Below are 25,351 nucleotides of genomic sequence, written 5' to 3'. Positions count from 1 at the left end.
TGATTACGGCCCGCCTGCGGGCCTGACACTGGCCATCGCCTCTATCACCTCAGTCATGCGCTGAATCACCATCTGCGCCGCCCGCGACAGCTGGCGCGACGGCGCAGTACACAGCGCCAGGGTCAGCGGTCGCATCACGCTGTGCCTGAGCGGTACAAAGCAGAGCTGGTTCTCCTGCACCTCGGTCATCACGTCCAGCAGGCTCAGCACGCTGATGCCGGTGCCCTGCGCAATCAGGCTGCGAATCAGGCGGATGTCATTACAGGCGATAATGTTTTCCGGCGCCAGGCCCTGCTTGCGGTACAGCGCATCGACACGTTCATGGACCACCAGCGCGGCACCAGGCACAATGTGTCGCTCATGACTGAGTTCGCTGAGCGACAGCAGAGGCCTCGTGCTAAGCGGATGGTCGGCGGCCATCACCACGCCCATCTCCAGTTCGGCAAACGCCAGCACTTCCAGTCCGCTCTGCCCGGCGGGATCGAGAATCAGGCCAAAATCGATTTCCGACTGGCGAATCATCTGGCTGATGCGGTGGCTGTTGTCCACCGTCAGCTCCAGCCGCAGCCACTGATGCTGGCGTGCGATATCGGCGATGGCGTCTGCCACGCTGCCTTTAGTCAGCGACTGCACCAGCCCGGCCGTTACGTTACCGCGCTTCAGCCCCTGAATATCATCAAAGCGCTGCCGCGTGACGCGAAACTCACGCTGCCAGCGCATCACATCGTCATACAGCAATTCTCCGGCGGTGGTCATGCGCAGCCCTTCCGGCAAACGCTCAAACAGCGGCGTACCAAAACTCTCTTCCGCCTGCAGAATCTGCCGGTTAATGGCAGAAGCGGAAACGTGCAGCTGCTCAGCGGCTTTGCGCAAACTGCCGCTGCGCGCCACTTCGGCAAAATAGACGGCAAAGCGGGAAAACGGGCTCATTGCTCACCTGTACGGTTTTTTGCAACACCTGGCTGCATTCTTGCTGATGGATTTGCACAGGCAAGCATATTAACAATGTCCTGACAAAAATGAAGCCTTCTATTTCGCCTTGTGTGAGCACCTGACAGGACAACAGCATGAATAACATTACGCCTCCCGCACACTGCACGTTTGAACCTGATGACTGGCTGCGTCTGGCGCGACAGTGGCATCCGGTTGCCCGTTCCTGTGATATCGCCGGCGCACCGACCAAAGCGGTGCTGCTTGACGAGCAGCTGGTGCTGTATCGTCTGCAGGGTCAGGTGGTAGCGGCACGCGACGTTTGCCCGCATCGTGGCGTCCCGCTGACGCTGGGTTTTCATGATGAAGAGGGTATTGTCTGCCCTTATCACGGCTTGCGCTTCGGTGCCGGTGGCCGCTGCAATCGCATCCCGTCCAGCCCCGACCAGCCGATTCCGGCCAAACTCAATTTGATCAGTTACGCGGTGGAAGAGCGCTTTGGGTTGATTTGGGTGTGCCTCGCGCCGGATGCTGACCAGCCCGCGCCGCTGCCCACCATGCCGCACTGGGATGATGCTGGTTTTCAACAGATCAACTGTCCCGGTTTTGACGTCAACGGCTTTGCCGGACGCCAGGTGGAAGGTTTTCTGGATGTGGCGCACTTCGCCTGGGTGCACACGGAAACCTTCGCCGATCCCAACAACCAGGTAGTACCTGCCTATAACCCGGTCGAAACCGAGACCGGTTTTGCCGTGGATTACTGGAGCTCAGTGAGTAACTTTGCCGCTGACAGTCCGCAGCAGGCGCCGGAAGGATTTAGCTGGCTGCGTCATTTCGAGATGCATCTGCCGTTTACCGCCACGCTGACCATTCATTTCCCCGGCGAATCGCGCCTGGTGATCATGAATGCCGCGTCGCCGGTGTCGGCGCGCAAAACGCGCATGTTTGCGCCCATCGCGCGTAATTTTGACCTGCACATCCCGGTCGAAGAGGTGCACGCCTTCAATCAGCGCGTATTCGAAGAAGACCGCCTGATGGTGGAAACCCAGCAGCCGGAGCGTTTGCCGCTCGACCTCGCTCTGGAAGCGCATATTCCGGCCGATCGCAGCTCCATTGCTTATCGTCGCGGCCTGAAGCGCATGGGCTTCGGCGAATTTTTCCTGGTGTAAGGAGGCAACGATGAGTGATCTGCTGAATGTGGTGGTGGATGGCCTGTATCGTCAGGGCCGTCACAATCTCAGCGTCACGCTGGTGGCGGAAAATGGCCAGCCGCTGCCGGACTGGCAACCGGGTGCGCACATTGATGTCCACCTGCGTGATGGTCTGATACGTCAGTACTCACTGACCGGACGCTGCGATGACGCGCGCGGCTATCAAATCTGTATTGCCCGCGACGGGCAATCACGCGGGGGCTCGCGCTACGTGCACGACACGCTGCGCCCCGGCCAGACGATTGCGATTTCGCCACCGCGCAACCTGTTTCCTCTGCAACCGGCCGCTAAAGTCATTTTGCTGGCGGCCGGAATTGGCATTACGCCGCTATACGCCATGGCGCTGGCGCTGGAGGCCGCCGCCGTGCCTTTTGTGCTGCATTACTTTGTCCGCCAGCGCGGTGATGAAGCTTTTGCCGCCGAACTGGCGCAGCGTTTTCAGCATGGATTTTGTGAAATCTGGTACAGCAGCGAAGGCCGCAGCGCCCGTGATTATCCACCGGCGGAACTGCTTGATGCTGCCGCCGACACGCATCTGTACCTGTGCGGGCCGGAAGGGTTTATGACGCACATGCAGCAGCAGGCGCTGGCGCGCGGCTGGGATAGCGCCAATATTCACGCTGAAGCGTTCAAACCTGTCGCCCGCACGGCTGGCGCGGAAGAGGGCTTTACCGTGACGCTGGCACGCAGTGGGCAGCAATGTACCATTCCACCTGACAAAACCATTGCCACGGTGCTGCTGGAGCATGGCGTCGACGTTCCGCTCTCCTGCGAGATGGGCATGTGCGGCGCCTGCCTGACGCGGGTCACCGCCGGAGAGATCGATCACCGCGATACCGTGCAGTCTGACAGCGAAAAAAGCGCCCCGGAGCAGTACATCGCCTTGTGCTGCTCGCGCAGCAAGTCGGCGGAACTGGTGATTGATCTCTAGGGCGCGCCGTAGGATGACTTAATCCGTGCCGGAAAGCTCAGGTTCAGTGCGCAGCACAATGGCTTCTTCTGCCGCCTGTGGCAGCAGTTGCAGCAGCCAGCTGGCCATCTGGCTTTCCTGCTGCAGGATGCGCCGCACGATCCTGACATCCTCCCCCTCTTCCGCCTGCTCTGCGGCCACCAGCAACGTCGAGTAGGTGGCGATTTTATAGTTACAGAACACGTAGCTGCTGACGGCCACACGGATGCCCTCTTCATCCTGCAGCATATCGCTGGCGGCCTGACCGACCGCCGACATCCGGCCTAACGACTCCTTCAGCACCGACCAGCTGCTGTCATACTGGCGCAGCAGCGTTTTCACCTGCTGCTGCTGGTCACGGCTCTGCTCAAGATACTGCTCAATACGCGCCTGCAACGCGGGATGATCCGTCAGACGTGATGCAGCCGCCTTCAGCAGGCTCTCCGCATGTTTCTCCATAGCATGCGCATCGCGCAGCCAGTCCAGATATACAGATTCCTTCGTCATGGTTTGCTCCAAAGTGAATGACACGGGCGATCTACCTCAACGGCGTCAGAGACGGATCCCTGATCGGGCAGCCCGCTTTGACCTCATCGCTTTCAGGCTGGTTATCTGAAAAATAAGCGAAGCGCTAATTAAGTCCAGGCGAACAACTTAATTAAACGTAGCAAGCAAGCCGGGCTGTGCAAGAAAGGTTTTTAAGAAATGCGACAGCGGTTAATTGTCACAACGTCATCAATTCACATTAGCGCCGCTAAAAGAACGCTTCCCTTTATGAAAGTAAAATGTTAACAATTCCCCCCCCAAATGATTTGCCGGAATAAATCAGCTGAAATTGACTCATCGTTAAACAACCAACGTGCTGTAAATTAAAAGTTAAGATTATTCCTGGCTTGATTATGGTAAAAACATCGCTACATTTATTTTTGCTTCATGCGGGTATGAACAGAGAGGAAAAAATGAAGGATCCAAAGAAGAAACCTGAAGAGGAAGAAAAAGTGACGCAACGTCGTGGGGGTTCAGGCAACTTCGCCGCCGATAAGGAGCGCGCGGCTGAAGCAGGCCGCAAAGGCGGTCAGGTCAGTGGTGGTAACTTCAAAAATGACCCACAGCGCGCCATTGAAGCCGGCAGGAAGGGAGGAAAGATCAGTCGTCGTAAATAACTACTCCCCATCTTTGTATTGATTTAACCTCGATAACTTTTTGCACTGTGCTCTCCTGACATCGCGTTTACGCTTCGCTTAAACGCACGTCTAACCTTGTCAGGAGAGTAATTTTCCCATCCGAAAACAATTAATCGATCAAATCTTCAGCGATCCTGCGTTATTTACCGCTTCGCTTATCAGCGACCGCTTTTCAGTTTATTTATCCCAAAATTAAATCATTGATTATCTAACTATCAGCTTCAGGCACCCTATATTTTTACAAGCCACGCAGAGTTGTACACTTTTATTTAATCTGCGTTAATTACCCGGGCTGATATATATACACAAGCTTACAATTGGCTAACTCCGCAATATTTAAGGAATTATTGCATACGCAATGCACCTTACATGGATTAATTACCCGCTATCCGCTTGATATCACCCCGCTTTTAGCTAAATTCTCCATTCACGCTCACTATTGCGTCGCTATTAACCTGACGCTAAGGGAAAAGCATGAACGCTGACCTCAATGACTGTATTGCGCTGTGCTATCGCTGCGCGACCGCCTGCGACCACTGTGCTGCCGCCTGTCTGATGGATGCTGATGCCAGTGAGATGAGTCCCTGCATTACGCTCAATCAGCAGTGCGCGGCGCTGTGTCGCGTAACCGCCCAACTGCTGGCTGCCCAGAGTGAACTGAGCGAGCAGCTCTGTACCATCACGTCGATGGCCTGTCAGCTGGCTGGTTGGGAGTGCCAGAAGCACCAGCATCCACACTGTCAGACCTGTGCGGAAATTTGCCTGCAGTGCGCAGATAGCTGCATGACGGTGGGCATGGCGGAATAACGGATAGAGGTACCGGGAGGGCGGTGGCAGGTCGCCAGTGCGGCGACTGGCGGCCTGGCTTAATGGTCCTGCATCACCAAACCGCCATCGACATACAGCGTCTGGCCGGTGACAAATTCGCTCCATGCTGATGCCAGAAACAGCACTGGCCCGGCGACATCCGCGGCGCGCGCCAGTCGTCCGAGCGGCGTTTGCGCCGTCAGCGCGTGGCGGACCGCTTCTGGCGTATGCTGACTGGCATCGGTGGGATACACCAGTCCCGGCGCCACGCAGTTCACCCGAATGCCCAGCGCCCCCAGTTCGGCCGCCAGCGTCCGGCTAAAGCCCGTCAGCGCGGCTTTTGCGGTGATATAGTCGTGATAAGCCACCGCTGGCCGGGCGATCAAATCACTCACCAGATTGATGATACTGCCGCGCGCGCGGCGGCGCATCAGCGGCAAGGCCGCCTGACACACGTTGTAGCAGGCGTTCACTGCGCCATCAAACTGCGTCTGGTAAGCGGACCAGGACGTTTCCCAGAAGCGCTGGCGCTGGTCCGGATCGAAGCGATAAGGTGCGAAGGCATTGTTCACCACCACATCCAGTCGGCCGGTGGCGGCGTCGATCTGCTGCATCATATCGGCTACCTGTGCGGCACAGGTCACATCGGCGGCAATCGCCAGTGCACCCCCGCCCTGTGCTTCACAGGCCGCCACCACCTGCGCAGCGGCGTCGTGATTACGTAAATAGTTCACCACGACAAACGCGCCTTCGGCGGCAAAGGCCTGGGAAATGGCGGCGCCAATACCGCGGCTGGCGCCGGTCACCAGCACGGTGTGATTGCTGAACTTCATTGCGTTTCTCCACGCCCGCTCAGTCAAGATAGGGCGCATAGTGTTCAGCGGCGGTTTCCGCCGCCTGTTCGATTTCGCACAGGGTGACCAGATCCAGCAGGCTAAAACGGCCATCGTGATGCCAGCCCGCCTCCGGTGAAGTCATGTTACCCAGCGCCGTGATGCGCGTGACGCCCGCCGCCCCGAGCTGCGCCGCCAGCCGAAACAGCGTCTCGGGCGCGGCCGCGAGGCCAACGCTTTGCAGATACGCGCGCTGCGCGGCCACCCAGCTTACCGTCTCCTCCAGCGTATCCACGGCAATCACCTTCAGCGTACGTCCGAGCGCGCCCGGTTGTAGCGGTTCCGGCTTGTCGACGTACACCACCGCCCAGGCATCGTGCTCATCGCCGTACAGCGTGCAGTCACCGCTCAGCGCACGCATTTCCTTCGCGTTGCGCCACGCGGCCACAGCCTGACTTTCATCCAGCGTCAGCGTCGCGCGCGGATAGCGCTGTGCCAGCGCGGCAAGTTCATGGGCGAGGTAAGCAGCAAACTCCTGCGGCGACACCCGGCCGCCGCGCTCAATAAACAGCGCCTGCGGCGAGTAACAGCCGGCCTGGTCATAGCGCATCACATCGTAAGCCACCTGACGCGCCAGCGCCGGCCCGCGCCGCACGTCCAGCGCCGAGCGCGCCACCATGCCAAAGCTGATTTTGTGGCCATGTGGCAGAAAGCGCGTGGCTGGCGGCAGACGCCGCTGCATCGCCGTCAGCGCGGCTTCTCCGCCATAAGCCATCACTACATCTGCCTGGCGGAACCACTGCTGCTCAGTGCGTTCATCACCGCCCTGCCACCATACGACGGCGAGACAGTCGCCCAGCTGCGGATCGATCTCCGCCAGCAGCTGGGCGAACCAGCCCGCCATCAGCGGCTCAGCGCTCGCCACTTTGCCCACGCTTCCCGCCTTTACCAGCAGGCCGGCAATCAGGCTCCACAGTGGCAAACCCGGCACATTGCCGGCCCAGACCTGCAGCAACAGCTGCGGACCAAACGCGCGGGCAAAGCCGCCTTTTGGCCGCGGCTGAAAATCGTCCAGCATCTGCACGTTGCCGAAATCTTCCGCCAGAAAACGCCGCAGCTGCGGTTCACGGAAGGTTTTGAGATAGCCGGTTAAACCGAGCCGCAGCATCCCGGCGTCATAGCCGGTAACCAGCGGCAGCAACCGCTCCGCCTGCTGGCGCAACGGGTGCGAACGGTCAAGCAGGCGCGCGATGGCTTCATCAATCAACGCGGTGATGCGCGCTACGCTCAGGGTGTGCAGGTAGCGGCGCGCGTTATCGCGTACGCTGGCCGCCAGCGTGGCAATCTGCGCCTCGGACAGCACCGGCACGCACACTTCCAGCGTGCTGCCTTGCTGGCCAAAGTGCAGGCTGTGCCACGCCACCTCGCTGTGGCGGATGCCCGGCAGATGGCCGGCATACAGTTTCATGCCCGTGCCTGCGCAGCAGCGAGAAACGATTCCATCGCCAGCGAGCAGCCTTTGGCATCCGCGCCCGCGACGCGCCCCAGCAGCTGAAACCCGCCGGGCACCATCACGCCGGCATCTTCGGTCAGAATCGCGGAAACAGAATTGAAATGGGCGAGATCGTGATGCACCAGTACGCCTGTCTCACCTTCCGGCACGTCCGCACCGGTCAGCGGATTAACCACGCGCGTGCGGATCCAGTGCGGTCCGGATTTCACCGGCGGGCAGATTTCATTGCCGGAATCGTAAAACTGCGTGCTGAGTTCAGTCATGCCGTACATATTGATGCAGTGCGAACGCGGCACGCCGAGCGTCTGCTGCAGCGCGCTATAAAACGCTTCCGCCGCAACTTCACGCGACTGGCCCTTAAAACCCCCGGTGTCGAGGATGCGGCTGCCCGGCGGCAGCCTGAAACGCCGCTGCTGACGCGCCAGTTCGTCCAGCAGGTGGACAAAACTGTAGCTGGCACCCAGCAGGGCATAGGGTTGGCCGCTGGCCTGCGCCTGCTCCAGCGCGGCGATCAGACGCGGCAGTTTCAGCCCCTGCGCATCCACCATCACTTCGCTGTCTGGCGTGCCACATTCTTGCATCGCCAGCGTCAAATAATGGGCCAGCGAAGAGTTGGGCAGCTCGCTGCTGTGCGGAAACAGGATCGCCATCGGCAGGCGCGGATATCCGGCCATAAAGCGCTGGCGGAAATTGATCAGCATCGAGCGATCGTAAACCGCCAGCGTGGGGTGATAGCTGCGCCCCCGGCCGGTCCCCGTGGTGCCGCTGGTCATAAAGATGTGGGGAATCTCCGCCGCCGGACGGCAGCTCAGCGTCAGATCTTTAAACGCCGTAATCGGCACCGCCGGAATCTGCCGCCACTGTTTGACCGTCAGCGGCGTACGGCCGCGCTGGCGGGAGAAACGGGCGTAAGGGAGATTGTGTTCGAATTGCCACGCGAACAGCTGCAGCGCCAGCTGGTTGAAATCCGCTTCGGTGGTTTCCTGGCGCTGCATAAATGCCAGCAGCGCGGCAATGATTGACGCTTCGGTCATGAAGGTGCCCTCTTTGGACTGCGGCATAACGGCCAGCCAGGGGCTGAGTGATGCGCAGAATTCGCAGAAAGGCGCAAAGAGGGAATGAGGGCGTGCAGTGACCCCGGTTCCACATCCCTACGCCGGTATTAGCCGGATCAGGTTCAGAGGGTCACTACGTTGCCGGCCGTGACAGCCGCGCGGGTAGAATCTCAGCCCTCTAACAGGGCACCCCTTGGAACAAGCTGCATTCTGGGGTCGGAACGGAGGGCGTGTCAAGGCGGGAAGGCGCAGACCCCCCCCGCTTCAGCAACGCGATTATTAACGCGCAATATCACTCACAGGAGCGCGATCAGCCCGGCTGACGCAGGCAAAGCGATCGCTGAGCAGCGGGTAGTTTTGCGCATCCGGCAGTTCAAAGTGCCACCATTCGGTGGGCATGCCGACAAAACCGCCGCCGAGCATGATGGCGTTCAGCAACAGGCGATGGCGCTGCGCCTGCTGCGGCACGTTGGGATGGAACGGGTGCGACTCAGCAGACATGTCGTCAAACCCGGTCCCCATTTCCAGAATGTTGCCCGCCTCATCCACCAGCGTCACATCGATCGCCACGCCACGGCTGTGATTCGAGCCCCGCGCCGGTGGCACCACATAATCCGCGTCGGGACAGGCATCCCACAAGTGCCACTGCGCCTGCTGCGGACGATACGCGTCCAGCACCAGCAGGCGGAACCCCGCCAGCCGGGCGATGTCACTGCTGCGGCGCAGCGCGGCGGCGGCATCCGGATGCAGCAGCGCCTGCGCGTCGCGATAAATGGCATACCCGGCGATGTTATCGGCGGTGGCGTATTTCAGATCAAACATCAGGCCCGGCAAGGTGGCAGCCAAATCGATTAATTCAACGTCCTGCACTGTACATCATCCTGTTAATTGTTAGCCGGCAGCGTAAACGGCTGGCGCGGCAGCGTGGTGAGTCGCTCTGCGCCCTGTGCCGTGACGCGCACGGTTTCACTGAAGGCGAGGCCCTGCGCTGAAATATACATGTGAAACACCATGTTTTCCTCCAGTAACCACGGCGCCTGAGGATGAAAACAGCAGCTGAAATCGCTCGGACGCGGAGTGCGCGTATACAGACCCAGCGCATAACCGGTGATGTTGCTGTAATCCTCACGCAGCCCGGCGCTGAGCACCGCCTCACGCGCGACGGCATCCACCGTACAAGCCGCAATGCCCGGCTTCATCGCCCGTAGCTGGCGATCCTGAATGGCGATCAGCTGTTGTGCCAGCGCCGCGCGCGCCGCAGAGATTTCACCGACAATCAGCGGACGCATCAGGCGCGCGCTGTAGTGCCGCACTTTTGGGATCAGCTCAACGTGCAGCACATCGCCCGCTTGCAGACGCTGCTCATGGCCGCTGGCATGCAAAAAGCCGCTATCGCCGCTGGCGATGACAATCGGTCCGGTTTCACCGCTGTCAGCACCGAGCCGCAGAAATTGTGCCGCCGCCAGCGCGGCGACATCACGCACGCGCCAGCCGCCCTGCACCTGCGCACTCAGCTGAGCCAGCGTGGCATCGGCAATGCCGGCGGCCTGGCGTAAGCTGGCGATTTCAGCCTGAAATTTAACGCTGCGCAACCGGTCGCTGAGACCGCTGACCTCACACCAGCGCACCCCGGGCAGATGGCGCGCCAGCTGCTGCCAGCTATGCACCGTCATGCCGTAGGATGCATAATCCGCGCCCAGCCGCGCCCGCTGATAGCCGCGCCGCGTCAGGCTTTGCGCCACCGCCAGCCACGGATCGTCTTCATCACGGTACGCGTCAATCGCCAGCTGCGGTGACTGCGCGCGGCACGGCGCGGCATCCAGCTGGCGCAACACCATCCACGGTTCGTCCTGCAACGGCACCAGACAGGCACGATAACGCGTTTCCGACACGGTATAACCGGTTAACCATGCCAGCAGTTCGCCATGATCGATCAGCATCACCTCAATGTCGGCGGCGCGCATGGCGCTGCGCAGCCGTGACAGCGCGTCGGCGATCATGACGCCGGTTCAACCGGCTGGCAGATGTCGAGGATGGCCAGCAAATAGATGCGCACCATATCGAGAAACTCACTGATCTCGACGCGCTCGTCCGGCATGGTGTTGTACTTGCCGCCGGGCCCGCACACGATGCCCTCCATGCCCGCATGCTGATACAGGTGCGCCGCATCGGTACCGTAGAAGGCGGGCGGCGTGATCACCCCGGTGGGCTGCGGCGTGCCGCGCACGGTCTGCCAGCCGCGATTGACCGCTTTAACGATTGGCGATTCCGGCGACACCTCAAACGGCAGCATGGTGGGTTTATCGCGCAGGCCGTCATCAAACAGCTGCGCCTGCAGACCCGGATAGCGCTGGCACAGTGCATCAAGCAGGTACTGCAGATCGGCCAGCACGCCGTCCACCGTTTGCCCTGGCGCAAAGCGAGCGGAGCCTTTCAGGCGGACAAAATCCGCGACCTGCGGCGGCCGCCACTCCTGCAAATCACGCCCCAGCGCACCGTGTACGGTGCCAATATGGCCACGGTTAATTTTGCGGTGTTCTGCACTTTTCGCTCCGCTGAAAGTGATGTTATTGATCTGCGGAATCAGTTCGACCGCCGCCGCAATCGCGTCGACCGCCTCCTCACGCTTTGACAGATGGCGCGTATCGCCGGTCAGTTCAATGGTGAACATCAGCGAGCCGGCATGCATGGTCAGTGCCTGTAAATCCGTGGGTTCGGCATTGATGAAATAGTCGGCGCGTACGCCCTGCTCAATCGCCGCCAGCGTACCGATGCCGCCCTGTAACTCGCCGACCACGTATGTGAGGATCACGTCGCCCCTGAGCTTCACGCCGGCATCAATCAACGTCTTCAGCGCGCAGAAATAGGCGGCATCGCCCGCTTTCATGTTAGAAACGCCGATGCCGTAAATAAACTGCTCGTCGATTTTTCCCGCCCAGGGATCGACGGTCCAGCCTTCGGTGACCGGGTTAGTATCAAGATGACCGTTGAACAGCAGGCTGTGGCCGCCTCCGCTGCCGGCCAGCCGCCCAATGGCGTTCAGCCGATCGCCGGCCACCGGCTGCAGTTCCGTCTCCAGCCCCAGCTGCGCCATCTGTTCCGCCATATAGCGGGCTAATTCGCGTTCGCCCTCGGTGGCACTGTAACTTTTGTGCTGCACCATTTTTGCCAGGAAAGCGAGGCAGTATTCACGATCGATGTGATGAATTAACTCTTCAGGGTTCATGCGCTTCTCGTTATGCCACGGATTGGGTCAGATCAGGGATGTGCACGGCATCAAGCAGTGCACGGGTGTAAGGATGCTGTGCCTGCGCCCGCATATTCTCGCCGGGCAGCACTTCCACCACATCGCCGCGATACATCACCGCCACGCGATGCGCGATCTGGCGGATGAGATTGAGATCGTGGGTGATGAACAGATACGCCGTGCCGTAGCGACGGCGCAGCTCCAGCAGCAGCTCGATGATGGTGGCCTGCACCGACACATCCAGCGCCGCCGTGATTTCATCGCAAATCACCAGGTCCGGCGGGTTAGCGAAGGCGCGCGCAATCGCTACGCGCTGTTTTTGCCCACCCGAGAGCGCGTGCGGATAGCGGCTGGCAAATTCCGCGGGCAGCCGCACTTCCTGCAGCAGACGCGCCACCGCCTGCGCCTCGCTTTCTCCTGGTGGCAGTCCATACAGCCGCAGCGGACGCGCGATGATTTCGCCGACGGTCATGCGCGGGTTGAGTGACGCGTCCGGATGCTGAAAAATCATTTGCACACGGCGGCGATACGCCGGGTCCATCTGCGCGCGGCCATATAACGTTGCGCCGCAGAAATCGAGACTGCCAGTGAACGGCACCAGGCCGGTTATCGCCTTACCGAGTGAAGATTTACCCGAACCGGACTCGCCGACCACGCCGAGAATTTCGCCCTGATGCACCGTCAGCGAAACCGCATTGGCGGCCCGCGTCGTGTTCGCCTCCCGTTTCAGCAGCCGATCGAGCACGCCGTGCTGGCCATAATCGATCGTCAGCGCCTGCAGGCTGAGCAGCGGCTGACTGCCGGCCGTATCCGCGACCAGCCGATGCTGCGGATCCGGCACCGCGGCAATCAGTTTGCGCGTATACGCATGTGCGGGTGCGCTGAACAGCGTGCGCGTCGCGGCCTGCTCGACGATGCGGCCCTGCTCCAGCACGCACACGCGGTCGGCCACTTTCGCCACCAGCGCCAGATCGTGTGAGATATACAGCGATGCGACGCCGGTCTCGGCGCGCAGTCGCTCGTAAAGATCGAGGATTTGCGCCGAGCTGATGACGTCCAGCGCCGTGGTCGGCTCGTCGAAAATCAGGCAGTCCGGCTGGCAGGCGAAAGCGGTAGAGATCAGGATGCGCTGCTTCTCACCGCCGGAAACCTGATGCGGATAGCGCTGCATCATGCGTGCCGGGTGCTTCAGCTCGACATCGCGCAGCAGCGATTCCCCCAGCTGCTGCGCTTCGCGCGCTGACAGCCCACGATGACGGCGCAGCACTTCGGTGACCTGTTCACCCAGCGTCAGCGTCGGGTTCAGCGACGCGCTGGGATCCTGAAAAATCATGCCAAGCTTTTTACCGCGCAGCGCCATCAGTTGGTGCGCTGGCAACTGCAGCAGGCTTTCGCCGTTCAGTCGGATATCACCCGCCTGCTCGCGTGCGTTACTGGCCAGCCAGCGCATGATCGCCCAGCCGAGGGTGGTCTTGCCGGAGCCGGATTCCCCTACCAGCCCCAGCACTTCGCCCGGCATCACCTGCAGGGTGATATCGCGTAGTACCGGCAGCGAATGGCCGCGCGCTAACGCATAATCGAGGCTGTAATTGTCCACCGACAGCACCGGGTTGTGCGGACTCTTCATTTGTGGCTCCCTGGATTTAACACATCACGCAGGCCATCGCCCAGCAGGTTGAAGCCAATCGCCACCAGCGCGATAGCCAGACCGGGGATCATCATCATCCACGGTGCTTTAAAGAAATAGCTGCGCGCTTCGGACACCATCAGCCCCCACTCTGGCTCGGGCGGCTGCGCGCCGAGGCCGAGAAAGCTCAGCGTAGCAAACAGCATGATGGCGAATGCCACGCGAATGGTGGCTTCCACGATGATCGGCGCGAGAATGTTCGGCAGCATTTCGCGCAGAATGATGTAGTAACCCGCTTCGCCGCGCGCGATGGCGGCGCTGATGTAGTCCTGCTGACGCGCCGCCAGCGCCACGCTGCGCGCAATGCGCACCATGCCCGGCACGAAGGCGATGGTGATGGCCAGCACGGCGTTCATGCTGCTCTGCCCCAGGGTGCTGACAATCAGCAGCGCAAACAGCAGGCTGGGAATCGCCATCACCGCATCCATGGTGCGCATCAGGAATTCATCCACTTTGCCGCCCAGATAGGCGCTGGCGGTGCCCAGCACCGAGCCAATAACCATCGCCAGCGCGGTCGCCAGCAGCGACAGCAAAATAGTGGATCGCGCGCCGACCAGCACCCGGCTGAAAATGTCGCGCCCCAGCTGATCGGTGCCGAACCAGTGCTCCGCGCCGGGCGGGCGGTAACGCGTCAGGATGGAGATCGCTTCCGGATCAAACGGTGCCACGTGCGCGCCGCCCGCCACCATCAGCAGCGCCAGCAGCAGAATCAGCACACCCGCCGCACCCTGCGGCGAGCGCCGTAATCGTTTCAGTATTTCAGGCATAGGAAATCCGCTTATCGAGCATCACGTAGGCCAAATCCGCTAGGAAATTCACCACGGCATAGGTTGCCGCGAGGATCATCACGCCGGCCTGAATGGTGGGCAAATCGCGCGCCTGCACCGCGACGATCAGCTCCCGGCCAATACCGGGAATGGCAAAAATCTCCTCCACCACCACAATCCCGCCCAGCAGATAGCCGACGTCGAGCGCCACAATGGTGATGGTAGGCAGCAGGCCATTACGCAGCGCATGGCGCCACAGGATGCGCCGGCGCGACAGGCCTTTCAGCCACGCGGCGCGGATATAGTCAGTGTGCAGCACGTCGACCATTTCTGAGCGCACCATGCGTGAAACGTGCGCCACCAGAATCAGCGCAACGGTGATCGACGGCAGAATCAGGTGCTGAATACCGCTGATAAAATTTTCGCTGAGCGGCACGTAGCCGGTGGCGGGCAGAATCTGCCAGACATCGGCAAACAGCAGCAGCACCAGCGTGGCGGTGACGAATTCCGGAAACGAGATGCCCATGTAGGAGATCACGCTGACCAGCACATCGGCGGTCTTACCGCGCCGCACGGCCGCCCAGATGCCGAGCGGAATGGCGATTACCAGCATCAGTAACAGGGCGCACAGCGCCAGCAGCAGCGAGCGCGACAGCGCCGTCAGCAGCGTTGGTCCGACCGCCAGGCCATTGCGCATCGACACGCCAAAGTTGCCCTGCAACGCCTGCGTCAGCCAGTGCCAGTATTGCAGCCAGGCGGGCGCATCCAGCCCAAGCCGCGCCCGCACCGCCGCCAGCGCTTCCGGCGTGGCGTTTTGTCCCAGCAGCGTGACCGCAGCATCGGCGGGCAGCAGTTGAGTGATGCCGAACACCAGTAGCGACACCACCAGCAGCGTGTAAATCATCAGCAGCAGGCGTTTAAGCAGGTAACTTGCTGTCACGGTCGCTCCTTACAGGCTGCGCTTTGGCGCGTTAGCGGTCAGCCAGACATGATCGAGGCGGAACACCGCACCGCGCGGATGCAGATGATAGCCCGCCACGTGCTCACGGCTGGCAGCCAGCAAATCAAAGAAGGTCGGGATTAACGAGGGCACCTCGTCGTGCATCAGCTGCTGGGCTTTGCCGTACAGCTGGGTGCGCAGCGTTTCGTCATTGGTTTCGCGCGCCGCCATCACCGCACCGTCGAAAGCCGCATTGTTCCAGCGCGTTTCGTTCCACGCCGCTGTTGAGGTATAGAGCAGAGAAAACACCGCATCCGGCGTCGGCTGCATGTTGTAAAAGCCGACGTAGAAATTGCCCTTCTTCCACACCTGATCGAGATAGGTGCTGTGCGCCATGGTCTGCACATTGATACGGAAACCGCCCGGTTTCGCCATCTCCCGCAGGGCAATCCCCAGCTGGGTGCGGGTTGACGGCTTGTCTGAGGCGATAAGCGTTAAATCCAGCCCATTGGGATAACCAGCCTCCGCCAGCAGCGCTTTGGCTTTGCTGTAGTCCAGCGCTTTTTGCGTCAGTTGCGCGTAATACGGATAAGCGGCGTTGATCGGCGTGTCGTTACCCGGCGATCCCAGACCGTCTGCGACAAAATCCACCGATGCCTGGCGGTCCACGCACAGCGCCAGCGCCTGGCGGACGCGCACATCATTAAACGGCTTTTGATCGCAGCCCATGTTGACGTTAAGAAACTGGCCGGACGCCACGCGCAGCGGCAGCACGCCCGCCGATTTGGCTAAGCGGGCAAACTCGCTCGACTGCGCACTCAGCATCAGATCGGTATCGCCGGCGATTAGTGCGGAACTTTCAGCGATAGCGTCGGGATACACCACCACTTCCACGCCATCCAGATACGGCCGCGTGGCGTCGTAATAGTGCGGGTTGCGTTTGACCACGATTTTGCGTTCCGGATCGTAGGACACCAGCTGGAACGGCCCGGCCCCCAGCGAGGCGCTGCTCAGCTTGTCGTACTGTCCCTGCGCAATGTGCGCCGGGATGATTTTGGCATCCGGATAGGCCAGCATCACCGGCAGATCGGCGTAAGGCGCCTCGGTCTCAATTAGGATGGTGTTATTGTCTTTAGCGCTTACCGTTTTAATCGGGCCGATGTTGTGCAGCGCCGGTGAGGCGTTTTTCGGATCCAGCAGCGCCTGCAGGCTGGCGACCACATCCGCTGCGGTGAGCGGCGAGCCGTCGCTGAAGCGCAGATCGGGCCGCAGCGTGAAGGTCCACCGGGTTAAGTCGTCGTTCGGCTGCCAGGACTGCGCCAGGTCGGCTTCCGCTTTCATCGCCTGCGTCAGGCGGGTTAAGCCGCTGTACAGCAGTTCCGCCACCAGATACTCCGGATTGACGCGCACCTGGTGTGGATTGAGTACGCTGACCGCCTGGTCAACACTGATGCGCAATACGCCACCTTTACGCGGCGTGCCGCCCGGGGTCGCGCTGGCAACGGCGGCAGCCGAGGCACTGAATGACCAGGGCAGCAGCGCCGCTCCGGTCAGGGCGGTTGAACTGGCGATAAACTGTCTGCGGTTTAACCCTTTCATGGCGCACATCTTCTGTTCCTCGTTGGTTTATTAATTACCCTGGGTTGGCTGAAAATCATTGGCGAGATACGCCAGAATCGACTGCGAAAGTGCAATAACATCTGCCATCGTGGTGTATTCATCGGCGGCATGAATGCGGTTATCGGGACGGGCAAGTCCGCCCAGCAGAATTTCCTGAATGCCGGCCTGCTGTACCCAGCCCATATCCGAGCTGGTGGCGGATCCCCAGGCTTTGAATTCTGCTGGCGGGAAGCCGAAGCCCTGGCTGAGCGCCGCCTGCCAGCGCGGCCAGTGCGGACCGGTGGGATCGGCGACTGGTGCCAGATGGCCAATCAGCTGCAGCGTGACGTCGCTGGCGGCGCTGCCCTGCATCGCCTTATCCACGCACTGCGTCAGCTCCTGCCACACGTCGGCAAACGGCTCTTCCGGCGCATAGCGGCGATTAACCAGCAGCTCGAAGCGTTCCGGAACGGTGGAGCCTTTACTGCCGCCGTGCGCGGCGGCCAGCGTCAGTAAAGCGGTAAGCGGTTGGCCCTGATAGTGCGGCGGCGCGGGCATAGCCGAAACCCGCTGTTCCACCTCGCCTTTCAGCTGATACAGCGCATTCATCAGCGGAAGCGCAGCCTCAATGGCGTTAATACCCTGCAGCGGATCGCCGGAGTGCGCCGAGCGGCCGCTGACGATAATTTTGATATCGATACTGCCAAAGCAGCCGGCCCAGATGCGCGGCACCGCGCCGCCGTTAAAGCTGAGCAGGTGACCGTGGAATAACTGCTGCTCCGCCAGATAACGAATACCGGGATAAAGGCCGCCCTCTTCATCGGTACAGAGTAAAAACACCGGGTTATAGCGCAGGCTGAGCTGATAGCGCTGCGCGGCCCGCACCGCAGCCAGCGCGGCCACGATGGTGCCTTTCATATCCGCGGCGCCGCGTCCGAACAGCTTGTTTTCCGCCACGCTGAGCGCCAGCGGCGGAAAGCGCCAGCCATCACCGGCCGGAACCGTATCGGTGTGAAAGTAGAGATTGCAGTTTTCAGCCGCGCCGGCATCCAGCGCGGCCAGCAGATTCACCCGCTCGCCCTGCGCGCTGCCGTCCGGCGTCTGCCAAAGCGCGTCGGGCACCGAAACGCGCTGCAGGTTAAAATGCAGCGGCTGCAGCATCGTGCTCAGCAGGTCGGCGAATGCTGCGTAACCCAGTCCGGGCGGGAAGCAGGTATCCACCGCCAGCATGCGTTGCAGATCGTCAAGTATCTGCGCCTGATCGTCGGCGATATGGGTCAGAGCGCGCTGTAGTGATGAATTTTCCTGCATAAACTGTTCACTTATTGTATTTCTATATAGTTTATAGATAATGCAAATGAACAGCTGGGGTCAATCGGTAATCGGAAACATGCAAAAAAACTATGACGCGCACGACGTTCCTCAATTCAGTCGCCTGAACGAAGGCGAAGGCGCTCCGCTGTACGAAGTTGTGAAGCGCCATATCAGTGAATCCATCCTGCAGGGCGAACTGCCGGCGGGCACCATTTTGCCCAGCGAAAACAGTCTGGCGGCGAAGTTCGGTGTCTCGGTCGGTACGGTGCGCAAAGCGCTGGCGGCGCTCACGACGGAAGGGATGCTGATGCGCCGGCGCAAAACCGGCACGGTGGTGACCGGCTGGGCGCCGCTGCATAACCTCAGCCATTTCTTTCACTATTTTCGTCTGCATGACAAATCGGGCGGTTTGCTGCAGTCGGAAACGCGACTGCTGGAGTATCAGCACAGCCGCGCCAGCGCCGACGAGGCCGATAAGCTGCAGATCGCACCAGGTGACGCAGTGATTCGTCTGAAACGCCTGCGCCGGGTGAAGGGCATTGCGGCCATGCATGAAACGCTGGTGCTCCCCGCCGCGCGTCTGCCCGACTTTCCGCCGGCGGAACAGCTACCGCAGTTGCTGTATCGTTACCTGTTTGAGCAGTACGATGTGCGTGTTGCGGCGGTGCGCGAGCAGATCAGCGCTACGCTCGCCACAGAAGAAGATGCCAGCCTGCTGGAACTTGCTCTGCCGCACGCGGTGATGGTGATCGATGAGGTCTCATTTGATCAAAGCGCTACGCCGGTGATTCTTGCGCATCACCGTTTCAGCACTGAACATTTCATGTATGTCAATGAGATACGCTGATTACACAGACGTTTTACTGTAAGGTGTTCAGATGCGCATCGACGCGCACCTGATTAATTTGCACCAAAACGCAGCGAACGTTGTGAATAACAACCGCTAAGGTGATCTCACTGAACAGGACATTTCCCATGGCAGCACGGCAGCACCATTACCAGATTCACCTTCGCTGGAGCGGCAATCGCGGCGATGGCACAGCTTCTTATACCGCTTACGATCGTGACAGCGAATTACAGGCACCCGGTAAACCGCCCATTTTGCTGAGTGCCGATCCGGCATTTCGTGGGGATAAAACGCGCTGGAATCCTGAGGAATTGCTGCTGGCGTCTGCGGCGGCCTGCCATAAGCTGTGGTATTTACACCTGTGCGCCGATGCCGGCATTGTGGTGGAGGAGTATGAAGATGCTGCCGAAGGGAATATGGTCGAGGGGGCGCGTGGCCGCTTTACCGATATCACGCTGAAGCCGCGCATCAAACTGCGCGACCCAGCGGATGCCGATCGCGCGCGGGCATTGCATCATCAGGCACACGAAGCCTGCTTCATCGCTAACTCGCTGAATTTCCCGGTAAACTGCGATCCTGAGTTTTTCTGATTATGATGCGCGGGCCAGCGGCGTTTGCCACAGCCGCACGCCGTTGCGCCCGGCGCGCTTCACTTCATACAGCGCTTCATCCGCATGGCGCAGCCAGTCGCTTAACGATTCGGCGCTGACCGCAGGCGCAATACCGATACTGACCGAGCAGCGAAACTCTGCCGAGGCCGGTAAGCGCAGCTGGGCAATCTTCTCTTTTAGCCTTTCGGCCAGTTCAACCACCGATTCATCACTGGCCTGATGCACGATGACGCCCAGCTCATCGCCGCCAAAGCGCGCCGGAATGTCCTGCAGCCCGACATAGTTGCGCAGCAGCGCCGAGATCTCGGCCAGCAGAAAATCGCCCGCCTCATGGCCCCAGCTATCATTGACCACTTTGAAGTGATCGACATCCAGCAACAGCAGATAGCCGCTGCTATCGCCGCGCCGCGTGCTGAGAAACTCACTCTCCAGCCGCCGCTCAAACAGGCGCCGGTTAGGGATTTTCAGGCCGGGATCCATCAGCGCGATGCGCTCCAGTTCACGGTTGCGGGTGCGTAAATGCCAGGTGAGATTGTAGGAAGCCACGCTGAGTACCAGCATATAACAGGTGGCCAGCGGCAACGTCAGCCAGACGGTTTGCGTGCTGAACGCCAGATGTACGCTGGTGCCATCCAGCAGCCACACCATAATAAACCCGCACAAAAATGCCTGTATGGCGGCAATCAGCTGCGCGCCGCCGCCAGCGGCATAGCGATCCGATGCCAGCACCGCCATGATAACAAAAGAGGGCATGGGGCTTAGCGCCATCAGCGCCACCCAGATCCCGCCAAAGGCGGCATCCAGCGTCAGATTCTGGCGTTCGGTACCGGTTGAGTCTTCGGCACGAAGCGCACGCTGATACGCCAGCCAGGGCCAGAAAAAGGCGTTCACAAACAGCAGCGCGCTGAATGCCAGTCCGCGCTGCATTTCGAGTAACACTGAGAGAATCGGAAAGAAACAGAGGATCGTGCCGAGCTGACGCATGATGAACATACGACGGACGAAGCGTTTTGACCGGCGCTTCAAATGGTTTTCATCAGGCGAGTAGTAATTCATTCACGGGAAAATTCAGGTCGACAAAAATGGCAGTGTATCGGGAAAAAGCCGCCCTGCGGCGACTTTTTTTAAGAATTTTCGCCTTGCACATTGGCGGGCACGTAAATACACGTGCTTTGCCGCCAGATAGTAACAGCGGCCAGCGGGTAAAGTTCGCTGCCGCTGCGCGTGTTGTTAGCTTGCAGCTCCCTGCAAACGAAACTGGCTGACCAGCCGCTGCAGCATGAATGCCTGCTCTTCCAGCGCCTGTGCGGAATGGGATGACGCGCTGACCAGCGACGCATTTTGCTGGGTGGTACCGTCCAGCTCACCTACTGCGCGCGCGATTTGCTCAATACCGCGGCTCTGCTCATCAGAAGCAGCCGCGATCTCCGCCATGATTTCATTCACGCGTGCGATGCTACTGACAATCTGCTCCATCGTTTCACCCGCGCGCGCTACCTGCTGATGGCCGTTGCTGATACGCCCGACCGATTCGCCAATCAGTCGTTCAATATCTTTCGCCGCTCCGGCACTGCGCTGTGCCAGATTACGCACTTCGCTGGCGACCACGGCAAAGCCTCGCCCCTGCTCGCCGGCGCGGGCGGCTTCAACCGCCGCGTTGAGCGCCAGGATATTGGTCTGGAAGGCGATGCTGTTGATCACCGCAGTAATCTCGGCAATTTTCTTAGAACTATCAGAAATCTCGCCCATGGTGCTGACGACGTTGTGCACCGCGATACCGCCCTGACTGGCGTTATGCGTCGCTTCCGCCGCGATCTGGCTGGCGAGACGCGCATTGCTGGCATTATTTTTCACCGTGGCGGTCAGCTGCTCCATGCTGGCTGCGGTTTCCACCACCGCAGCCGATTGCTGGGCGGTACGCGACGACAACTCCAGATTGCCCTGGTGTATGGTGCTGGCTGCCTGCGACACATTGCTGACGCTGTGCAGCACCTCGCCAATTATGCCGCGCAGCCGCGCATTCATGCGTCCCATGGCAGAGGTGAGCTGGCCGAGCTCGTCCTGGCGATTAGTGACAAACTGCGAACTGAGGTCGCCGCTGGCAATACGTTCCGCCAGCGCGAGGTTGTGAAACACCGGGCGCGTAATCTGCCGGATGATGGTCCAGGCCACCAGCACGCCCAGCACTATCGCCAGGCTGCCAATCAGCAGCGAGAGCGCCGCTGAACCGTTAGCCAGTTCGTCGTTACGCGCCTTAACCAGGGCGATGATCTGTTTGATCGCCGCGCTGCTGTTATCGCCCGCCACTTTGACGGTGTTTTCCGCGCCGCGCAGCTGGCCGTAAATCGCTGCCGCCTGCAGGCTCAGATCTTTGAAACGTCCGGTATCCTGCCATAGCGCGTTAAATCCGCCCTGCTGCTCCGCCGGCAACTGGGTCAATAGCGTGTTCATGTCCTGCCCGGCGCGCTGAAAATCATGTTCCAGTTTATTGCGCAGTGCCTCGCTGACGTTGAAGCGCAGCGCCCAGGCCTCTTCGCGCACATTACTGATAGCAAACAGCAGCTGATAAATCTGGTTGGTGACTTCGGGTGAGCTGACGGGGGTCCGGATTAGCTCGGTATAGCGCGACGTCATGTCCTGCTGGCTCAGCGCATCCAGCTGGCTGCGCAGCTCGTTGAGCTGTTGGGTTGCCTGGGTCATGGCGGTGATGCTGTGCTGGAAACGGGCAAGATGGCTGGCGACATCGTTGAGCAACCCTCTGGCGTCCGCCGTCCACGGCAACTGCTGGGCCTGCTGCGTCAGTTGCTGAGCGTGCGTGACGTAATCCGTCATGGTGTCGCCCGCTTTGTCCTCGCCATACAGATATTTAAGACGATTGATTTTGGCCTGAAAGACTTCAATGTTGATGTCATAAATCAGATTGGTTTTCTGATAGATGTCGTGGATCTGGTTGAATCGTTGCACGCTGAGCGCTGTGGCCAGCGCCACCAGCAGCAGGACGATGCCGAAGCCCGCCGCCAGCTTGCGCGTAATGCGCACATTCCGTAATCGGGAGACCAGTCCCATGTCTCGCTCCTGTCATTGTTGTTTTTGTTGAGTTTGCAGAAGGAGTTATCGGACCGTAACGGGAATTGTTTACTGTTGCGGGGCGAAAATGTGCTGTGTCATAAAAGCGGTCGTGCCAGAGTAGCCTATTCATAGCAAAGCCGGCGATTTCAGCCTGAAATCGCCGGCCATGGCTGGGCAATTACCAGCGAGTCGCCAGCATATCAATGACGAAACGGTACTTCACCTCGCCCTTCAGCATACGCGCGAAGGCCGTTTCGATCTCTTCACCGGCGATCAGCTCAATATCTGCCGTGATGTTATGCTCGCCGCAGAAATCCAGCATCTCCTGGGTCTCTTTGATGCTACCGATGGATGAACCGCTGATGCTCAGGCGGCGAAACACCAGCGGCGTGACGTTCGGCGACTGATGCGGTTGGTCAGGAATGCCGACCAGCACCAGACGGCCATTGGTCTTCAGCGTCGCGAGGTAAGGATCGAGATCGTGCGGTGCCGCCACGCAGTCAATGATGAAATCAAGCGAGGTCTGGCATGCCGCCATCTGCGCGGCATCACGCGACACCACCACGCGCGTCGCACCAAGACGACGTGCGTCAGCACCTTTTTCCGGCGAGGTAGTAAACAGGGTAACCTCAGCGCCCAGCGCGCTGGCCAGTTTTACCGCCATGTGGCCCAAACCACCCAGCCCCACTACCCCGACGTTATCGCCGGCTTTGACGCCAAAATGGCGCAGCGGTGACCACACCGTCACGCCCGCACACAGCAGCGGTGCCACGCCCGCCAGCGCCAGATTTTGCGGGATCGACACGACAAAATGCTGATCGACCACCACATTCTGCGCGTAGCCGCCCCAGGTGCTGCCGCCGGTGTATTTATCGATGCCGTTGTAAGTGGCGGTGAAGCCCGCTTCGCAGTACTGCTCTTCCTGCTGCTGGCAGAAGTGGCAGGCACGGCAGGAATCCACCATCACGCCCACACCGACCACATCACCGGCTTTGAAGCGCGTAACCTGAGTTCCGGTCTCCAGCACGCGTCCAACGATCTCGTGGCCCGGCACCAGCGGATAACGACTGACCGCCCACTCATTGCGTGCCATGTGCAAATCGGAATGGCATACGCCGCAGTAAAGAATTTCAATTTTTACGTCCTGCTGCTGCAGCGGACGCAAAGTAATCTGGCCGGCAGCGAGCGGTTGCGCTGCATCCTGTGCCACCAGTGCGTTAATTTTCATGATGCCTTCCTCAAATTCTGATGTGGGCTGAATGAAGGCGGCAGACTATAATCAACGCGGTGCAGAATTGATAGTAGTCACCATTTGGTGACCATAAAGGAGAGTGCGATGCCAGCCTGGGTTGATGGCAAACTGGTTTTCTATGCGGATTCGCCACCGCGCCGTCTGATGGATCTGTTTTCGGTGAAATGGAGCACGATGGTGCTGCACGCGTTGTATCACTGGCCGGGACAGCGCGCCCGTACCGGTGAACTGCAGCGTAGCCTGCAGGGGATTTCGAAAAAAATGCTGTTTCAGACACTGAAAGAGCTGGAGCAGCGCGGCTTAATTGCACGTCAGGTCTACGAAGTGATTCCACCGAAAGTGGATTACCGGCTGACCGCGCTGGGGATGACCTTCGCCCGGCCAATTGAGCAGATGTATCAGTGGGGATTAGAAAACCAGGCGGCACTGGATGAGATAGAAGCTAACCTTCGCGCAGCAGGCGGCACGCCGGCGGAAAACGCCCGCCCTGCAGCGTCATCCGCCAGTGAATAACCACGCGCGGGTCGCATACTGTTCGTCGCGGCGCGATTTATCACACATTAAATAGCGCCGCGGTTCGTGGATCGATCCAGTGACCGTTAACCAAACGGCGTTTCGCGTGCCAGCAGACGGGCGATGACGTTGAGAGCGCCCTCGTCGTTATTACTTTCCGTCCGATAACGCGCGACGGCTGCCACCGGTGCAGCGGCGTTGGCCATGGCAAAGCTGTAACAGGCCTGGCGCAGCATTTCGATATCGTTGGCGCTGTCGCCAATCGCCAGCACTTCACAATCATCAATGCCCCACTTCTCCTGCAGCAGCGCGATGCCGTGCGCCTTATGACAGCCGGGAATGATTAAATCGACAAAGCCAAATCCGCTTGAGACCGGATGCATGATGTTTTCAATCGCGTTCAGTTCGCTGTGCAGACGTGCCAGCAGCGCCTCGACACCTTCGTGTGCCAGATTCAGCGAAAACTTGAAAATGGTATCGTCGATATCGTACAGGCTGTCGCGCTTCTCCAGCCGGCGATAGTGATTGGCCAGCATGGCGACCACCTCATCCGGCATTGACTTGTGCACATAGGCGCCGTTGCGACCGCACACCACGGTGCTGATCTCCGGTTCTTTGGCGAGAATATCCAGCACCTGATGAACACGTTCCGGCGCCAGTTCACCGCAGAAAATTTCTTCGTTGCTGTCGGATACCCAGGCACCGTTTTCAGCCACGAAGGCGATCTCATCTTTGATAGCGGGAAAATAGTGCTGCAACTGATAATACTGATTGCCGCTGGCGACCACGAAACGGATGCCTTTCTCCTTCAGCAGCGCGTACTGGCGCGCAAAACGCTGCGCGTTGTACTGCTTATTGTCATCGAGAAATGTCCCATCCATATCCACCGCAATCATTTTTACTGCCATCATGCTCTCCCGTCTCTGTGTGCCGTCAATCCATCCGGCTTTACCAAGGTTTTATCAAGCTTACTCGCGGTGTGGATTAATGAGAATGTGAATAATGAGTTTGTTAACCGCTTTC

Annotated in this window: 24 protein-coding genes and 1 riboswitch; of the genes, 7 read left to right on the top strand and 17 right to left on the bottom strand. The window is 59.8% G+C overall.

Annotated elements, in window-relative coordinates; genetic code table 11:
• Nucleotides 1-3: 3 nt before the first annotated feature.
• Nucleotides 4-930 carry a LysR family transcriptional regulator gene (locus C1Y43_RS07655; protein WP_021508717.1) on the bottom strand — a complete coding sequence of 309 codons (927 nt, stop codon included), beginning with the start codon at nucleotides 928-930 and terminating at the stop codon, nucleotides 4-6.
• A 137-nt stretch (nucleotides 931-1,067) separates the two neighbouring features.
• On the opposite strand from C1Y43_RS07655, the gene hpxD reads away from it, so the two are divergent.
• Both hpxD and C1Y43_RS07645 read left to right on the top strand, forming a co-directional pair.
• Nucleotides 1,068-2,099, top strand: a complete 1,032-nt coding sequence (gene hpxD / locus C1Y43_RS07650) for a molybdenum cofactor-independent xanthine hydroxylase subunit HpxD (protein ID WP_058781371.1) — start codon at nucleotides 1,068-1,070, stop codon at nucleotides 2,097-2,099.
• A gap of 10 nt (nucleotides 2,100-2,109) precedes the next feature.
• Nucleotides 2,110-3,072: a PDR/VanB family oxidoreductase gene (locus C1Y43_RS07645; protein WP_104187741.1), complete on the top strand. Its 963-nt coding sequence runs from the start codon at nucleotides 2,110-2,112 to the stop codon at nucleotides 3,070-3,072.
• Between the two features lie 18 nt (nucleotides 3,073-3,090).
• On the opposite strand, the gene C1Y43_RS07640 is transcribed toward C1Y43_RS07645, so the two are convergent.
• On the bottom strand, nucleotides 3,091-3,597 hold the full coding sequence (locus tag C1Y43_RS07640) for a DUF892 family protein (RefSeq protein ID WP_058770487.1): 507 nt from the start codon (nucleotides 3,595-3,597) through the stop codon (nucleotides 3,091-3,093).
• 491 nt (nucleotides 3,598-4,088) lie between these two features.
• Between C1Y43_RS07640 and C1Y43_RS07635 the strand changes: the two genes are divergently transcribed.
• The gene (locus tag C1Y43_RS07635; RefSeq protein ID WP_010615780.1) at nucleotides 4,089-4,253 is read left to right on the top strand and encodes a general stress protein; all 165 of its coding nucleotides are present in this window, start codon (nucleotides 4,089-4,091) and stop codon (nucleotides 4,251-4,253) included.
• Nucleotides 4,254-4,748: 495 nt separating this feature from the next.
• Nucleotides 4,749-5,081 carry a four-helix bundle copper-binding protein gene (locus C1Y43_RS07630; protein ID WP_104187739.1) on the top strand — a complete coding sequence of 111 codons (333 nt, stop codon included), beginning with the start codon at nucleotides 4,749-4,751 and terminating at the stop codon, nucleotides 5,079-5,081.
• Between the two features lie 59 nt (nucleotides 5,082-5,140).
• Here C1Y43_RS07630 and C1Y43_RS07625 read toward each other — a convergent pair whose 3' ends face one another.
• The 11 genes from C1Y43_RS07625 to C1Y43_RS07575 all read right to left on the bottom strand — a co-directional run bounded on the left by C1Y43_RS07625 (nucleotide 5,141) and on the right by C1Y43_RS07575 (nucleotide 18,033).
• Nucleotides 5,141-5,914 carry an SDR family oxidoreductase gene (locus tag C1Y43_RS07625; protein ID WP_104187737.1) on the bottom strand — a complete coding sequence of 258 codons (774 nt, stop codon included), beginning with the start codon at nucleotides 5,912-5,914 and terminating at the stop codon, nucleotides 5,141-5,143.
• Between the two features lie 19 nt (nucleotides 5,915-5,933).
• Nucleotides 5,934-7,382, bottom strand: coding sequence for an acyl-CoA reductase (locus tag C1Y43_RS07620; RefSeq protein WP_104187735.1), 1,449 nt, complete (start codon nucleotides 7,380-7,382; stop codon nucleotides 5,934-5,936).
• The gene (locus tag C1Y43_RS07615) at nucleotides 7,379-8,488 is read right to left on the bottom strand and encodes a long-chain fatty acid--CoA ligase (RefSeq protein ID WP_104093527.1); all 1,110 of its coding nucleotides are present in this window, start codon (nucleotides 8,486-8,488) and stop codon (nucleotides 7,379-7,381) included. Before C1Y43_RS07615 ends, C1Y43_RS07620 begins: the two co-directional genes overlap by 4 nt.
• 68 nt (nucleotides 8,489-8,556) lie before the next feature.
• Nucleotides 8,557-8,686, bottom strand: a riboswitch (TPP riboswitch).
• Nucleotides 8,687-8,761: 75 nt separating this feature from the next.
• Nucleotides 8,762-9,352 carry a D-alanyl-D-alanine dipeptidase gene (ddpX, locus tag C1Y43_RS07610; protein WP_104187734.1) on the bottom strand — a complete coding sequence of 197 codons (591 nt, stop codon included), beginning with the start codon at nucleotides 9,350-9,352 and terminating at the stop codon, nucleotides 8,762-8,764.
• A gap of 14 nt (nucleotides 9,353-9,366) precedes the next feature.
• On the bottom strand, nucleotides 9,367-10,482 hold the full coding sequence (locus tag C1Y43_RS07605; RefSeq protein ID WP_104187732.1) for a Xaa-Pro peptidase family protein: 1,116 nt from the start codon (nucleotides 10,480-10,482) through the stop codon (nucleotides 9,367-9,369).
• A complete protein-coding gene (locus C1Y43_RS07600; RefSeq protein WP_104187731.1) occupies nucleotides 10,479-11,708 on the bottom strand; it encodes a M20 family metallopeptidase in 1,230 nt (409 codons plus the stop codon). Before C1Y43_RS07600 ends, C1Y43_RS07605 begins: the two co-directional genes overlap by 4 nt.
• A gap of 10 nt (nucleotides 11,709-11,718) precedes the next feature.
• Entirely contained in the window at nucleotides 11,719-13,356 is a 1,638-nt protein-coding gene (locus C1Y43_RS07595) for an ABC transporter ATP-binding protein (RefSeq protein WP_104187729.1), read from the bottom strand.
• Nucleotides 13,353-14,183 carry an ABC transporter permease gene (locus C1Y43_RS07590; RefSeq protein ID WP_104187728.1) on the bottom strand — a complete coding sequence of 277 codons (831 nt, stop codon included), beginning with the start codon at nucleotides 14,181-14,183 and terminating at the stop codon, nucleotides 13,353-13,355. The genes C1Y43_RS07595 and C1Y43_RS07590 overlap by 4 nt, the downstream gene beginning before the upstream one ends.
• Nucleotides 14,176-15,123, bottom strand: coding sequence for an ABC transporter permease (locus C1Y43_RS07585; RefSeq protein ID WP_058770479.1), 948 nt, complete (start codon nucleotides 15,121-15,123; stop codon nucleotides 14,176-14,178). The genes C1Y43_RS07590 and C1Y43_RS07585 overlap by 8 nt, the downstream gene beginning before the upstream one ends.
• 9 nt (nucleotides 15,124-15,132) lie before the next feature.
• Nucleotides 15,133-16,731 (bottom strand): ABC transporter substrate-binding protein, encoded by a 1,599-nt coding sequence (locus C1Y43_RS07580; protein WP_104187726.1) that lies wholly within the window; start codon nucleotides 16,729-16,731, stop codon nucleotides 15,133-15,135.
• A gap of 21 nt (nucleotides 16,732-16,752) precedes the next feature.
• Nucleotides 16,753-18,033, bottom strand: a complete 1,281-nt coding sequence (locus C1Y43_RS07575; protein WP_104187725.1) for a M20 family metallopeptidase — start codon at nucleotides 18,031-18,033, stop codon at nucleotides 16,753-16,755.
• A gap of 79 nt (nucleotides 18,034-18,112) precedes the next feature.
• On the opposite strand from C1Y43_RS07575, the gene C1Y43_RS07570 reads away from it, so the two are divergent.
• Nucleotides 18,113-18,883, top strand: coding sequence for a GntR family transcriptional regulator (locus C1Y43_RS07570; protein ID WP_104187723.1), 771 nt, complete (start codon nucleotides 18,113-18,115; stop codon nucleotides 18,881-18,883).
• 128 nt (nucleotides 18,884-19,011) lie between these two features.
• The gene (locus C1Y43_RS07565; protein ID WP_104093520.1) at nucleotides 19,012-19,473 is read left to right on the top strand and encodes an OsmC family protein; all 462 of its coding nucleotides are present in this window, start codon (nucleotides 19,012-19,014) and stop codon (nucleotides 19,471-19,473) included.
• Here the strand turns inward: C1Y43_RS07565 and C1Y43_RS07560 are convergent, their stop codons facing one another.
• From C1Y43_RS07560 to C1Y43_RS07550, 3 genes are all read right to left on the bottom strand, one after another.
• A complete protein-coding gene (locus C1Y43_RS07560; protein ID WP_021508737.1) occupies nucleotides 19,474-20,550 on the bottom strand; it encodes a diguanylate cyclase in 1,077 nt (358 codons plus the stop codon).
• Between the two features lie 174 nt (nucleotides 20,551-20,724).
• On the bottom strand, nucleotides 20,725-22,560 hold the full coding sequence (locus C1Y43_RS07555) for a methyl-accepting chemotaxis protein (RefSeq protein WP_104187721.1): 1,836 nt from the start codon (nucleotides 22,558-22,560) through the stop codon (nucleotides 20,725-20,727).
• Between the two features lie 181 nt (nucleotides 22,561-22,741).
• Complete coding sequence (locus tag C1Y43_RS07550; protein ID WP_104187720.1) at nucleotides 22,742-23,791, bottom strand: NAD(P)-dependent alcohol dehydrogenase; 1,050 nt, start codon at nucleotides 23,789-23,791, stop codon at nucleotides 22,742-22,744.
• Between the two features lie 108 nt (nucleotides 23,792-23,899).
• Here C1Y43_RS07550 and C1Y43_RS07545 point away from each other — a divergent pair, with 108 nt between their 5' ends.
• Nucleotides 23,900-24,328, top strand: a complete 429-nt coding sequence (locus C1Y43_RS07545; RefSeq protein WP_104187718.1) for a helix-turn-helix domain-containing protein — start codon at nucleotides 23,900-23,902, stop codon at nucleotides 24,326-24,328.
• Between the two features lie 86 nt (nucleotides 24,329-24,414).
• Here C1Y43_RS07545 and C1Y43_RS07540 read toward each other — a convergent pair whose 3' ends face one another.
• Nucleotides 24,415-25,236 carry a Cof-type HAD-IIB family hydrolase gene (locus C1Y43_RS07540; protein WP_021508741.1) on the bottom strand — a complete coding sequence of 274 codons (822 nt, stop codon included), beginning with the start codon at nucleotides 25,234-25,236 and terminating at the stop codon, nucleotides 24,415-24,417.
• Between the last annotated feature and the right edge of the window lie 115 nt (nucleotides 25,237-25,351).

Source organism: Pantoea sp. ICBG 828, from assembly GCF_002928355.1.
GTDB lineage: Bacteria > Pseudomonadota > Gammaproteobacteria > Enterobacterales > Enterobacteriaceae > Pantoea > Pantoea dispersa.
This window is presented reverse-complemented; position numbering and strand designations above follow the sequence as displayed.